Annotated in this window: 10 protein-coding genes; 6 read left to right on the top strand and 4 right to left on the bottom strand. The window is 69.5% G+C overall.

Annotated elements, in window-relative coordinates:
• The first annotated feature begins 250 nt into the window (after positions 1–250).
• The 3 genes from NQK81_RS13975 to NQK81_RS13965 all read left to right on the top strand — a co-directional run bounded on the left by NQK81_RS13975 (position 251) and on the right by NQK81_RS13965 (position 5,655).
• The gene (locus NQK81_RS13975; protein WP_257488530.1) at positions 251–2,605 is read left to right on the top strand and encodes a hypothetical protein; all 2,355 of its coding nucleotides are present in this window, start codon (positions 251–253) and stop codon (positions 2,603–2,605) included.
• Complete coding sequence (locus NQK81_RS13970; RefSeq protein ID WP_257488529.1) at positions 2,602–3,510, top strand: sortase; 909 nt, start codon at positions 2,602–2,604, stop codon at positions 3,508–3,510. The genes NQK81_RS13975 and NQK81_RS13970 overlap by 4 nt, the downstream gene beginning before the upstream one ends.
• A gap of 252 nt (positions 3,511–3,762) precedes the next feature.
• A complete protein-coding gene (locus tag NQK81_RS13965; protein ID WP_257488528.1) occupies positions 3,763–5,655 on the top strand; it encodes a S8 family peptidase in 1,893 nt (630 codons plus the stop codon).
• Between the two features lie 72 nt (positions 5,656–5,727).
• Here the strand turns inward: NQK81_RS13965 and NQK81_RS13960 are convergent, their stop codons facing one another.
• Together NQK81_RS13960 and NQK81_RS13955 are read right to left on the bottom strand one after the other, a co-directional pair.
• Positions 5,728–6,819, bottom strand: coding sequence for a substrate-binding domain-containing protein (locus NQK81_RS13960; RefSeq protein ID WP_257488527.1), 1,092 nt, complete (start codon positions 6,817–6,819; stop codon positions 5,728–5,730).
• Positions 6,820–6,975: 156 nt separating this feature from the next.
• Positions 6,976–7,383 (bottom strand): YegP family protein, encoded by a 408-nt coding sequence (locus NQK81_RS13955; RefSeq protein WP_126735611.1) that lies wholly within the window; start codon positions 7,381–7,383, stop codon positions 6,976–6,978.
• A 221-nt stretch (positions 7,384–7,604) separates the two neighbouring features.
• Between NQK81_RS13955 and NQK81_RS13950 the strand changes: the two genes are divergently transcribed.
• Complete coding sequence (locus NQK81_RS13950; protein ID WP_257488526.1) at positions 7,605–8,345, top strand: SDR family oxidoreductase; 741 nt, start codon at positions 7,605–7,607, stop codon at positions 8,343–8,345.
• Positions 8,346–8,547: 202 nt separating this feature from the next.
• Here the strand turns inward: NQK81_RS13950 and NQK81_RS13945 are convergent, their stop codons facing one another.
• A complete protein-coding gene (locus NQK81_RS13945; protein ID WP_257488525.1) occupies positions 8,548–9,582 on the bottom strand; it encodes an SDR family oxidoreductase in 1,035 nt (344 codons plus the stop codon).
• Positions 9,583–9,653: 71 nt separating this feature from the next.
• On the opposite strand from NQK81_RS13945, the gene NQK81_RS13940 reads away from it, so the two are divergent.
• Complete coding sequence (locus tag NQK81_RS13940; RefSeq protein ID WP_257488524.1) at positions 9,654–10,553, top strand: LysR family transcriptional regulator; 900 nt, start codon at positions 9,654–9,656, stop codon at positions 10,551–10,553.
• On the opposite strand, the gene NQK81_RS13935 is transcribed toward NQK81_RS13940, so the two are convergent.
• On the bottom strand, positions 10,533–11,975 hold the full coding sequence (locus tag NQK81_RS13935; RefSeq protein WP_257488523.1) for a peptide ABC transporter substrate-binding protein: 1,443 nt from the start codon (positions 11,973–11,975) through the stop codon (positions 10,533–10,535). The two genes, NQK81_RS13940 and NQK81_RS13935, sit on opposite strands and share 21 nt — an antisense overlap.
• Before the next feature lie 100 nt (positions 11,976–12,075).
• On the opposite strand from NQK81_RS13935, the gene NQK81_RS13930 reads away from it, so the two are divergent.
• Complete coding sequence (locus NQK81_RS13930) at positions 12,076–13,413, top strand: LVIVD repeat-containing protein (protein ID WP_257488522.1); 1,338 nt, start codon at positions 12,076–12,078, stop codon at positions 13,411–13,413.
• Positions 13,414–13,426: the final 13 nt, after the last annotated feature.

Here is a 13,426-nt window from a genome sequence, read left to right as displayed (position 1 = left end):
TCCTTCTTATCGGTGGGCAAACGAGTTCAGGGCACACCACGTCGCCCCTCGATGCGGCCAGTATGTGGTGCCCGAAACCGCGAAAGGTGTCCAAGCGGAGAACGCCCGACGGGGCGCGTGTGAATCTGTGCCGGGGCGGGTCCGGGTGCGGTTGACCCCGAACGGGCGACTCGGGGACGTTGGCTCCGGGCGCGGCTCGTGATCGAGTCCCGCTCTCCGCCGTATGCCCGCGCACCTTGGGGAGTCGTCCGTGTTCTTCGTCCGTGCGAGACAAGTCGGGATCTTGCTGATCTGCGGGGTGCTGATGGTCACGGGGGTGTCCGTCCCCGCGGCGCAGGCGCAAGCGCCGGCGAACCCGCCGTACACCCTCAAAACCGAGCCCGCCGATCTGTCGGCGGCCCGGAACGGCGAACCGGTGCGGATCACGGTGTCGGGATTGGCGAGCGGTGCCCAGGCGTCCCTGAAAGTCTGCCCCAAAGTCCTGCCGGACAATCTGATCAAGGTCGCCGGGAAACCGCCGTGGAACCGGGAGAGTTCTGTCAGCGCGCGGGTCAATGCCTACTGCGGAGGGCTGAAGGACGAGTTCATCGCGGACGCGGCCCATATGGACAGTGCCACGGGCCGCCGGAGCAGCCGGACCGGTGACATCGTCATCGACACCCAGATCCCGCTCGGCTCGTCCACCCCGAAACCGATCATCTGGGACCCGCTGTACACCACCTTCAACAAGAACGCCGAAGGTCAGGCGGACAAGCCGCCCACGGTCTCCTGGGCGGCCAATCCCGACGTCGTCGATCCGGCGACCGGTGCGAAGACCCGCAACAAGTACTCGTTCCGGTGCGACGAGAACAACCCCTGTTCGGTCGCGGTCACGATCACCGCGAAGAAGGCGGACGGCGCGTTCGCGACCTGGATCGACACCTCGATCGCCTTCACTCCGACGCAGCAGGCGATCGGAGTCGAAGGGTGTAAGGGCGCCGGTCAGAACACCATCAGCGCCAGCATGCCGGAGCGGCTCGGCCGCACCGCGGTCGCTTGGAACCAGGCGCTCTGCGCGCCAACGCAGGCCGAGCAGCCGGCGAACATCGTGAGCGAGACGGAAGACGCCGGCCTGACCGCGTTCGACAAGGGCAACTCGGATCTGGTGATCACCGGCAGCGGGAACGCGCTCGCCACCCAGACCGTCCGCGACCGGCAGTACATCCCGGTCGGGATCAACGCGGCCGTCGTGGCCGCGGTCGGCTGGTCGCCGACCGACACCGACGACAACGGGAGTTCGCTCAACGCGAAGTTCACCGGCACCCTGCGGTTCACCCACGACGAAGTGGCGAACATGATCACCAAGGGCGGGCAGCAACCCGATCTGGACGGCCGGGGCGGAATCTTCCGGAACGGGACCCCGCTGGTCGGCCGCAATCCGGCGCTCGCCTCCGTCACGCGGGAGAACGATGCGAACGCGGCCAGGGCGAGGGCAGGCGCCGAGAGTCTGGACTTCTTCGGAGTGACCGGGGAATCCGGACCGGGCACCATCCCGCTCGCGTTGAGCAAGGTGCTCGCGGGTGCCGCACCGGCGGCTTGGGTGTTCCCCAAGAAGGGGACCGATTACTTCGGTGAGCTGGACGGGAAATCGCCGGGGGTGATCTCCGATCTGAACGCGCTCGATCCCGGCGCTCTCTCACTGCGCAACGTCGATGCGAAAACCGGTCAGCTCGCCGTGCGCAAGACGGTGCAGAACGGCGTCGTGGGAACGGGATTCGTCTGCACCGGCGGCTGCATGAGCTGGGTCGTCACCGATCTCGCGACGGCGAGGGCCTACGGCTGGGCGCCGGTCGCGCTTCCGGACGGCAAGGGGAACTTCGTCGCGCCGACCAAGGAAAGCCTGCAGCTGGCGGCCGATTCGATGCAGGTCGGCGCGGACGGCACCGTGCAGCCGGGCACCGTGACCAAGGACGGCGCGTACCCGCTGACCTTCGTGGAATACCTGGCCGCGCCGGTCAATCCGTTGATCGACGCGACCTGCAAGCCGATGACCGAGAAGCAGGCACAGCTGAAGGCGGTCGCCGAACTGGCGAGCGGCTACGGCCAGTCGCTGCTCCCGCCGGGGATGACCCCGTTGAGCCCTGGCCTGGCGGCCACCGTTCCGGCGCGAGTGGCCAAGATCGGCACCGGCACGGTCCAGGAAGCCTGCCAGGAAAGGGAAGAAGCGAAGAATCCGCCGCCGGCGGGCGGGACCGGCGCCACGACGGCCGCCAATTCCTCGCTGACCGGCCCCAGCGGGGGAACGGGTTCACCCGCCGGGACGTCGGCGACGGTTGCCGCCACCGGACCCGCCCCCGCGGCCGCTCCGACCCCGGAAAGCGTGCTGGCGGCCAAGAATCTCGCCGAGTCGATCGACATCCCGAAGTTCGCGGGCGCGGGAGTGCTGGGCGCGCTGATTCCCTTGGTGGCGTTGGTGATCCTGGCGACGCTCCCGTCCGCGACGGCGTACGTCGCCGCCGGACGCCCGGTGCCGAGGTGGCTGGTCGTCGCGCTGGCCGAGATCGCCGCCGCGTTCGCCATGCTCTTCGGCCTCCTGCGGGGTAAATCGGCAGGAGGAGCGGCGTGAGCACCACCGTCGAAGGCAGGCACGCGGCGCCCGAACCGGAAGCCCGCTTCCTGAGTTTCGGTCCGGGATGGATCGGCACCGTCCTCGCCGCCTGGCTGGTCACCACCTTGGTGGCGCTGGCCCTGGTCGTCTACGCGCTGGGGCCGATGCTCCAGTCGAGCGACCAGCGGAAGGCGCTGACCGAGATCCGCGGCGAGATCGGCCTGGCGCTGGGGGCCAGCCAAAGCCTCTTCGGTGCGCCTCCGCCCACCGAGCCGGTCGAGTTCGGCAAGCCGGTCGCCGTCCTGGAGATTCCCGCGCTGAAGCTGCAGCAGGTCGTCGTCGAAGGCGCATCGAGCGGGGAGACCGCGTCCGGGCCGGGCCATGTACCGGGCACCGCCGGACCGGGGCAGCCTGGCAACGCCGCGATCGTGGCGCGCAACGCGGGTTACGGCGGCCCGTTCGGTTCGCTGGGGGCGCTGGAGCCGGGTGACGAAATCGTCGTCGCGACGACTCAGGGCAAATCCGTCTACCGCGTGACCGAGAAGGCCACCCGCCCGCTCGACGAGGGGGCGGACTACGGCAAGACGCAGAACGATCGGCTGACCTTGGTGACCTCGGCGTCCTGGTGGCCGCTGGCGTCGGAGGAAGCGACCGTGGTGACCGCTGTCCTGGAGGGCAGGCCGTTCCGGCCAACCCCGCAGAACGGCAAGGCGGACGCGCAGGACGGCCGGACCGGCGACTCCGACGCGTGGGCCGGGCTCGTGCTCGCCTTCGGCGGGTTCGTGGTGGCGGCGGCCGGGGCGACCTTCCTCTACCGTCGGTGGCGGCCGGTCTCCACCTACGTCATCACCGGTCCGGTGCTGCTCACCTTGGCGTCGCTGGCGGCGTTGGCGCTTTGGCGGCTTTTCCCGGCTTGGGCCTAGGCCGCGTCCTGCAAATCATGTTCGCGGTACAGGGCACGACCTGGAGCGATTTCGGGCTTTTCGGACCGAAATCATTCCCAGCATGTGGATCTTCCCCCGATACCGACTTTGGTCGGTGGACTCCTCACTGATCGCTCTTTAGATTCTCCCCATTACACCCGGTCAGGGGTAATTCATTCGGGCGGCCGAAGGAATTCCTGTCACGGGCTGTGCCGTGTGGGCAGTGCTTCTGAAAAGCCAGGGGAGATTTCAATGAGCAGATTCAGCCGGGTGGTCACATGCTCGGTTCCGGTCGCGGTCGGCGCTTTGCTGCTGTCGACCGCCGTTTCCGGTGCCCAGCCGTCGGAAGAGGTGCGCACCCAGGCCGGGATCAGCGCGCTGCAGAGCATCAAGAAGAGCCTCACCCCGGCCGAGCGCAAGCAGTCGAGTCAGCTCGTCGTCGAGAAGCGTCTCCGCGCCGACAAGGGCCTGGCGGGCAAGCTGCCCGAGTACCGGACCGGGCTGGGCGTCAGCGACGCCGGCACGGTCGCGGTGGACATCAAGGGCGCCGGACCGTCCCTGGTGAACGCCGTCAAGGCGGCGGGCGGCATCGTCCGTTACGCCTCACCCGCCGGTGCGATCCGCGCCGACCTCCCCCTGACCGCCGTCGACGCGATCGCCGGACGCGGTGACGTCGCCGAGGTCAAGGCCGCCTCCCAGGCCATGACCTGGAACGAGTCCGCCCCGCAGGACCGGCGGCAGGCCGCGGCCAAGAAGACCGCCGCCGCGCTGCAGGTCGCCGAGGGCGACAAGGCGCACGGCAACGACACCGCCCGCACCAAGTACGGCGTCACCGGCGCGGGCCAGAAGGTCTGCGTGCTCTCGGACGGCATCAAGTCGCTCCAGGCGTCGCAGACCGCCGGCGAACTCCCCGCCGTCGACGTCCTCCCCGGCCAGGCAGGCAGCGGTGACGAAGGCACCGCGATGCTGGAGATCATCCACGACATGGCGCCCGGCGCCGCGCTCGGTTTCGCGACCGCCTTCACCAGCGAGCAGAGCTTCGCCGACAACATCCGCGCGCTGCGTACCACCGGCAAGTGCACGATCATCGTCGACGACGTCTCCTACTTCGACGAGTCGCCGTTCCAGGACGGCCCGGTCGCGCAGGCCGTCAACGACGTGACCGCCGACGGCGCGCTCTACTTCTCCTCCGCGGGGAACTCGGGCAACCTGACCGACGGCACCAGTGGCTACTACGAGGGCGACTTCCGCGGGTCCGCCAGCAAGATCTCCGGGATCACCGGGACGCCGCACGACTTCGACCCGAGCGCCACGACCCAGCTGTACAACGCGCTTTCGCCGAACTCGGTCGGCCGCTACGTCACCCTGTTCTGGTCCGACCCGTGGGGCAAGGCCACCAGCGACTACGACCTGTTCGTCCTGAACTCGTCCGGCGCGGTCGTCGCCTCCAGCGAAGGCGCGCAGAACGGCACCCAGAACCCGTACGAGATCGCCCAGGTCCCGGCCAGCGGCTCGGGCTTCAAGGTCGCCGTGGTCAAGTACAGCGGTGAGGACCGGTTCATCGCGCTCAACGTGATCCGCGGCCGCTTCGTCGCCTCGGGTGACCTGAAAGCCTTCAGCACCAACGGTGTCACCTCCGGACACTCGGCGGCCGTCAACGCCTTCAGCGTCGCGGCCGCTCCGGCCGCCGTCGCTTTCGGCCGCGCGCTCGAAGCCGGTGACCCGGCGAACCCGGCCGGTCCGTACCCGGGGCTGTTCACCAGCGCCAGCAAGTGGGAGCGGTTCACTTCGGACGGTCGCCGTCACCAGTTCTACAACCCGGACGGTTCGGTGATCACCCCCGGCAACGTGTCCTCGACCGGTGGCGCGACGCGGAACAAGCCGGACATCACCGCGGCCGACGGCGTCGCGACCTCGGTGAGCGGCTTCCAGCCGTTCTTCGGGACCTCGGCCGCCGCGCCGAGCGCCGCCGCCATCGCCGCGCTGCTGAAGCAGGGCAAGCCTGCCGCGACCCAGGCGGAGATCCGGAACGCGCTCGTGTCGACCGCGATCGACCTCGGCGCCCCGGGCTTCGACCCGGTCACCGGCGCGGGCGTGATCATGACCGGCCCGGCGCTCGCCGCGCTGGGCGTCGCCCCGAAGTAATCCTGTAGCGCGTGAAGGCCCCCTTCCCTCGGCTCAGCCGAGGGAAGGGGGCCTTCACGCGCTAGGAGGGGGTCAGGACTTGACGCAGGACAGGCCGTTCGGGCCGGAGACGGTCAGGAAGCCGTACCGCTTGATGGTGGTGGCGAGCTGGCCACCGCACAGCGGGCTGGCGGTCGCGGCCGTGTCACCGGCGGCGAAACCGACGGCGCGCTGGGCCTGGTCGTAGCTCGGCGTGCGGGTGTCGAGCACGTGGTAGACGCTGCGCGAACCCAGGAACGCCGTGGTGAAGGCCGGGGTGTAGTTACCGGCCGAGCCGGCGACCGGGGAGCCGTCGAAGCCGGCGCCGGTCAGCGGGTTCACGGTGAAGCCCGCGCGCTTGTCCGCGGTCACCGCGTTGCCCTGGGCGATCCACTGCGCGATCGAGAACGGGGCGATCGCGTTGGCGCGGTCGGCGGCGGGGATCGAGTTGCCGTCGTGCTCCTGGAACCGCTTGATGGTGACCGGCTTGGTGGTGGGGTCGAAGCCGAGGACGGTGGTGGTGAAGAAGCTCAGCGTGCCGGAGCCGGTCTGGGGCAGGTAGACGACGATGGCGGCGTTGGCGCCACCGACCTGGTTCCAGTTGGTGATGGAGCCGTCGTAGATGCCGCGCAGCTGCGCCAGCGTGAGGGACAGGCCCGCGCCCGAACCGGTCGCCGAGGAGGACCAGGTGACACCGTCGGTGGCGAAGGAGTAGTACTCGAACGACGCGGGGTCGGACGAGCCGCGGGGCGACGACGACCGCGCGATGTCGATCTTGCCGTCACCCGCGTCACCGGAGGCCTTGAGCGCGGCCTTGCCCTGGGACGAGCCGTTCGGCGGCAGGGTGGTCGTGGTGTTGTAGACGACCTCGTCGGCGTACAGGTCACCGCGAACGGTGAAGGTGCCGCCCGCGGCGAGCAGCGGCGGGATGTTGACGTGGTTGTCGGGGTCGCTGTTCCAGGCGGCGCCGTTGGCGTTGGCCAGGATCGCGCCGGTGATGTCGACGGTGGTGTCCGAGCCCGCCGCGGCCAGGACGTCTTCGAGGCCGTTGGCCGGGGCGACCGCCGAGGCGGTGCCGGTCAGGGTGAGGCAGGCACACGCGGCGATCGCGGTGGCGCCGAGAAACCGAGTGGTACGAGCACGCATCTTGTTTGCACTCTTTCTCTAGTCCCCAAGTCGTCACGGGATTCCGTGACTTGGCCCAATCCTCGCTCCGCAACACTGTCCGGCGGCGGTGCTTCGCGTTCCCGCCCGACGTCCTGGTGGTTAATCTCCGGGGAACGCACTTTCCGTGAGCGGCCGTCACGGAGAACGATTCGGTGAAATACCGCCGGAATCACGCCGGTATTTCCGGCGCCAATCGGCTATCGTCTCGATCCCTTCGCCGATGGACGCCTCGGTGGTGGCCGAGCGGAATCTGTCGAGGCCGCGCTGCGCCTCGATACGCCGTCCGTAGGCGTGGCTGGCGATCGCGACGATCCGGTCCTCCCGATGCAGGCGCCAGCGCCAGCGTCCACCGCTGAGATGACTGAAATCGCTGGTCAGCTCGGAGACGTGCGAGCTGAGCCAGGCGATCGCGGCGAGGCATTCCTCGGCTCGCGGATAGTCGTCGGGCGCCGAACCCAGCGACACGTTGTTGCCGCCGAGCAGCCGCCATCGAATGGTCTGCTCGCCGGTCTGGACGAGCTGAAAGCGTGGATTCTTCTTCACCGTTCACCGTCCTGACGGCGAGGTGAACGGTGTGAATTCCCCCTGATCACATCCGGTGAATCGCCGCGATGTGGTGAAGGGGTTACCGGTTTTCGTGAAGGCGCGACGGCCGACGGGTGAACGTTTTCCTTCGACGGCGGCGCGCTAGCCTGAACGGACGCGGGTAATCGGAAAACAATCACCGAGCCGGATCGGTCCGGCACGGTCTGCGAGGAGGTTCGATGGGCAACGGCAGGACCGCGGTCGTCACCGGGGCGGGTTCCGGGCTCGGCAGGGAGATCTCGCGCGCGTTACTCGGCGCCGGCTACCGGGTCGCCCTCGCCGGCCGCCGCGCGGACGCGCTGGCCGAGACCGCCGAGGGTGATCAGAACGCGCTTGCCGTGCCCACGGACGTCGCCGATCCCGATTCCGTCGCCGCGTTGTTCGAGACGGTCCGCTCTGCGTGGGGGCGGCTGGATCTCCTGGTGAACAACGCGGGTGTTTCGGTGGGCGGGACCGTCGACGAACTGTCCTTCGCGGACTGGAAACGCGCCGTCGACACGAACCTGACCGGGATGTTCCTGTGCGCGCAGCAGGCCGTGCGCCTGATGAAGGCGCAGGACCCGCGCGGCGGCCGGATCGTCAACAACGGCTCGATCTCCGCGCACGCCCCGCGCCCCGCGTCCGTCGCCTACACCGCGACGAAACACGCGGTGACCGGGCTGACGAAGTCGATCTCCCTCGACGGGCGGGCGTGGAACGTCGCATGTGGACAGATCGACATCGGCAACGCCGCCACCGAGATGACGCTGCGGATGGCCGACGGGATCCCGCAGGCCGACGGCAGCGTCAAGGCCGAGCCGACCTTCGACGCCCGCCACGTCGCGGACGCCGTGCTGTACATGGCCGGGCTGCCGCTGGACGCGAACGTGCAGTTCCTGACCGTCACGGCGACCGCGATGCCGTACATCGGGCGCGGCTGAAGGGACTTCTCTTCACCCCTGGCTCTCCTGGTCCGCGGTGGAGGGACGTGTCGCGAAAGTGGCTTTCGCGACACGCCTGACCGCGAGCTGCCCTGAACTGCCGCGACATCGTGGCGAGGGGCTCTTTCCCCGCTCGTCGGGCGTTGCGAAAGTGGCTTTCGCAACCTCCACTCGGCCGGCGACCACCCCCGAAGCCTCCGGCCTACGGGATCACCTTCGCCTTCCGGAACTCGTCGAACAGCCGGAAGAACATCGCCGACGTCTCCGCGTACTCGTGGAAGCCCGCCCGCCGTGCCTTCGAGCCGTCCGCGAACATGTCGTAGTCCCAGCCGAACACGAAGTCCGCGAAGCCCCACGACGACGAAACGGCGCTGTACGGCACGTCGAGGCCGTACTTCGCGGCGATCGAGGTCCAGAGTTCTTCCTTGTCCGCCATGACGACGTCCAGCGACATCGGCAGCGGCGGCGCCACCTCCAGGTCGAAGTACCGCGCGATCCGCGGCCAGAGGTCGCTCCACCGGAACAGGTCTCCGTTCGCGATGTTGTACGCCTCGTTCTCCGAGCCGGTCGCCCACACGGTGGCCTTCGCCAGCAGCCCGGCGTCGGTCATCTCGAGGAGGCTGTCGTACGCGCCGGGTTTGCCGGGGAACCGCAGCGGCAGCCCGAGTTCCTTCGAGATCGACGCGTAGACCGCGATGGCCAGCGCGAGGTTCATCGGGTTGCCCAGCGCGGTCCCGCCGACCACCGACGGCCGGATCGCCGACCACGTCCAGGTCTTCCCCGCTTGGCGCTGCTCCAAAAAGGACTGCTGATCGACGTTGAACTCGGGCGGCATGTGCCCGGCGTCGTCCTCGCGCGCCGGGGTCTTGAACGGGCCGAGGTGGGCGCCGTAGACCTTGTAGCCCTGCATGAGACTGATATGGCGCAGCCCGGGCGCGGCGGGTTCGATCGCGTCGACGAGGTTGGTCAGCATCGCCAGGTTCGGCGCGACCAGTTCCGCCCAGGTCGGCTTGTCGACATAGGTCGCGTAGAACACGTGCGTGACGTCGTCCAGGCCGCCGAGTTTCGCGCGGGTGTCGTCCGCGTCGAGTAGGTCGACCGCGATCTGACCCGGGCCGCCGCGCCGCGACAGGCCGATGACGCGCCAGCCCGGCAGGGTCACCAGGTGTTCGATCAGGTTCTTGCCGATGACCCCGTTGGCCCCGGCGACCAGGGCGACCTTGCGTTCTTCGTTCATGTCATCGATCTTGGACCCGCCCCGAGGATAAGTCCAAGGCATAGATATCACTACTCCGATAAACTCTCTTCATGACCAGTCTGCGGCAACTCGAGTACCTGGTGACCGTCGTCGACACCGGCTCCTTCACCAAGGCCGCCGAATTGCTGCACGTGACGCAGCCCGCGCTGTCGCATCAGGTGCGCGCGCTGGAGAAGGGCGTCGGCGGCCCGCTGCTCGAACGGCTGCCGCGCAGCGTCCGGCTCACCCCGATGGGTCGCGCCATGCTGCCGCACGCCCGCGCCACCCTCGCCGACGCCGAACGCGCGCGGTGCGCCGCCCGGCAGGCGTCCGGGCTGGAGGCCGGCGAGCTCCAGATCGCGACGGTCTACTCGGTCGGCATCGGGGTCCTGCCCGCGGCGTTGCGGGTCTGGCGCCGGGAGCGGCCGGACGTCGACGTCCGGCTGGTGGAGTTCCGGCACGCGGACGAGCTCCGGGAGGCCATGGCGGCGGGGGAGGCCGACGTCGCGGTCGGCCCGGTCCCGCCGGGCTGGGACGGGCCGGTCCGCGAGATCGGTGCGGAGGAGTTCGTCGTGGTCCTGCCGATCGACGGGCCGCGCGAGGACGACGGCACCGGCGTCGTCGATCTGGCGACCCTCGCGGACTGCGCGTGGGTGCACTACGCGCCGGGCAACGGGCTCGCCGATCTCGTCGACCAGGCGTGCGCCGCGGCGGGTTTCCAGCCGAGAGCCGCGGTCCGGACCGAACAGAGCGCGGCGGCCCCGGTGCTCGCGGCGGCCGGACTCGGCCCCGCGCTGGTCCCGGCCAACGTCCTGCCCGAAGGTTTCCACGGCCGCGTCCTGCGGCCCGAACCGGCGATCCGGCGCACGCTCGCCGCCTACTGCCGCAGCACGCCCGACCCCCTGACCTCGGCCTTCATCGACGTCGTCGCGGGGGAGTGCACGCTCGGATCACCGCACGGTGGCACCTGACAGGTCCACGCCGCCGAACGCCGTCGCCTTGACGTCGCCGACCCGGTCCGCCCAGACGGCATGCCCGTGCCCGGACCACAGCGGCACGACCGGGAGGTCCCGGAGCAAGTGGTTCTCCACCAGCCGGTAGACCTCGCCGCTCTCGCCCGCTTCGATCTCCTCGGCCGATTTCAGCAGGTCGGCGAACCCGTCGCTCTGGTATCCGGTCGCCTTCGCGATCTCGGCCAGCACCTCCTGCGGGCTCGGCGTCAGCAGGGCCACGTCGATCGCGAACGGACCCTGTCCGGGCTCCGGGGCGAGCGGGACGCCGACGGCCGCGCTGACCTGCTCCGCGAGCGGGCGCAGCCAATTCGCCTGTGACTGTCCGAAGTGGACAGGTGTGGCAGGGAACTCCGCCTGGGTCAACAGGGATTTCCCCGCTCCGGCGTCGAAGGTGCAGGGGCGGCAGGTGCTGCTGCGCTCGCCCGGCGCGACGGCGGGTGGCAGCAGTGACTTCGCCGGATCCACCTGCTTGCCGAGGGCGCCGGCCTCCAGCGCCGCGCGATCGATCCCGAGCGCGAAGCCGTGCCGGACGGTCGCGTCGGAGAAATGCGGTGCGGTCAGGGGAAATCCGAGGTAGGCGACGGTGGGCAGGGCCCACATCACGTGCCGCTGCGCGAAATCGGCGTGCATGGCCTCGTGGCGATCGCCGGGGACGAACGTGGAAAGGTCGAGTCTCCCGGCCTTGACCTCGTCGTACTGCGCCGCCGCGTCGCCGGTCTTGAGCTCGATCACGCGCGCCTTGCCCGGCGCGTCCGTCACGCGGATCAGTTTGCCGCCCGTCGGCTGCCACGTGCCCTCCAGCCGGAACGGCCCGTTGCCGACGGGCCGTAGCGCGAAACCGGCCCAATCGCGCGAAGTCAGTACTGATGCGGGCAACGGGACCAGCGCGGGCGACGACAGCAGGGCCGGGGCCTGACCCGACGGCCGGTCGAGCACGAGCCGGATGGTCAGCGGATCCGGTGCGCTGATCTCCTTGGCGCGCAGGAGATCCTTGATCACCCGAGACGCCTGCCACTGCTCCGCGCCGATCGTCTTCCAGGTGTCCACATAGGACTGTGCGGTCACCGGGGTGCCGTCGTGGAACTTCCCGCCGTCCTTGAGCTTCACCGTCCACGTGATCCGGTCGGCGCTGGTGAACGATTCGGCCGCCCGCGGCGCCGTCTTGCCCGTCGCCGGGTCGTAGTCGGCCAGCGGCGTCCACAGCGCGCCGGCGAGCATCCGCCCGGACTGGTCGCGGACGTCGGCCGGCAGCAGGGTCGCCGGAGCGGCCAAGCCCACGCGAAGAACGTCCGGTGCGGGCGGTTCGCCGGATTCCGTGCAGCTCACCGCGACCAGGGCGGCGGCCAGGAGCGGGACCAGAAGACGCAAGCGCATGGTCATGTCATAGCAGTCCCACACCGACCATTGGCGGTTGTGCGGGCAAAGTGGCGATCATAAGGTGCAGGGACCAGCCTGGGAGGTTTCTGTGCGAGGAAACTGGTTGCTCCGTTCGTGCCTGGCGCTCGCCACGGTCACCGCGACCCTGATCGCCACCGGCCTGCCCGCCGCGGCCTGCGGCGAGGAGGACAAGCCGGCAGGCGAGAAGGTCCGGGTCGCGGGTGCCCCCGGCGCGGTGAAGAACGTCAAGGCCGTCGGCAACGTGCCCGACGCGCAAGGCGCCATCGCCATGGGGTTCCTGCAGTACGGCAAACGTGACGTCATGGCCGTTTCCGGCGAGTTCGGCCTGAAGGTCTACGACCTCACGAAGAACCCCACCGCGCCGAAGCTGATCGGCGAGGTCAGTCTCCCCGGTCTGTGGGAGACCGAGGACACCGAGGTCGACGTCAAGCGCAAGCTCGTCTTCCTCGCGCGCGACCCGCGGGCCTACGGCGGCACCACGCAGACCGGCGAGTCCGGTATCTACATCATCGACTTGAAGAACCCGGACAAACCGGTCCTCCTGAGCTACACCAAGGTGCCCGCCGGTCACACCACCAGCTGTGTCGACGACTGCCGGTACCTCTGGACCGGTGGCCCCGCGAAGGCCGCGAACCAGCCCGCGGAGTGGGGCGGCCGCCCGATCTGGGTGACCGACATCCGCGACCCGCGCAACCCCAAGACGTTCCCGAACCCGATCGAACTCGCGCGCAACGACGGCAAGACCGACTACGTGCACGACGTCCAGGTCGACGCCGAGGGCGTGGCGTGGGTGTCCGGCCGGGGCGGCGTCCGCGGCTACTGGACCAACGGCTACCACCGCGATCCGGTGCAGGGGAAGGTCCGCCGCGCGACCGCGTTCGACCCGGTGCCCTACGCGGGCGGCGGGATCGAGGAGACGGCGGCGCCGTCGAAGTTCATGCACAACAGCTTCCACCCGGCCGGGCACCGCTCGGCCGACGGCGCCGACTCGAACCGCTGGCGCGGCCGCGACCTGATCTACGCCACCGAAGAGTCCTTCCTCGACGGGTGTGCCGGTGACGGCGTGCTGACGATCTCGTCGCTGCAGAACTCCTACAACGGCGAAGGCTGGCGTTCGACGCCGGAGAAGCCGTTCCGGCTGAAGTCCGTCGGAACCTGGAGCGTCGCCGGGCAGGAAGGCAGCGACCCGGCCTCGGGTGACTGCTCCGCGCACTACTTCGACATCCGCGGCAAGGTCCTCGTGCAGTCGTTCTACGCGCAGGGCACGCGGTTCCTCGACGTCAGCGACCCGACCGACCCGAAGCAGATCGCCTACTTCCGCCCGGCGGACGCCAGCGCGTGGGCGCCCTACTGGCACAAGGGTTACGTCTACGTCGCCGACAACACTCGCGGAATCGACATCCTGAAGCTCACCGCCTGAGCGAAGATGTCCC

Origin of the sequence: Amycolatopsis roodepoortensis, assembly GCF_024628825.1 — a bacterium.
GTDB lineage: Bacteria > Actinomycetota > Actinomycetes > Mycobacteriales > Pseudonocardiaceae > Amycolatopsis > Amycolatopsis roodepoortensis.
The sequence above is the reverse complement of the archived record's forward strand: the minus strand, read 5'-3'. Positions and strand labels throughout refer to the sequence as shown.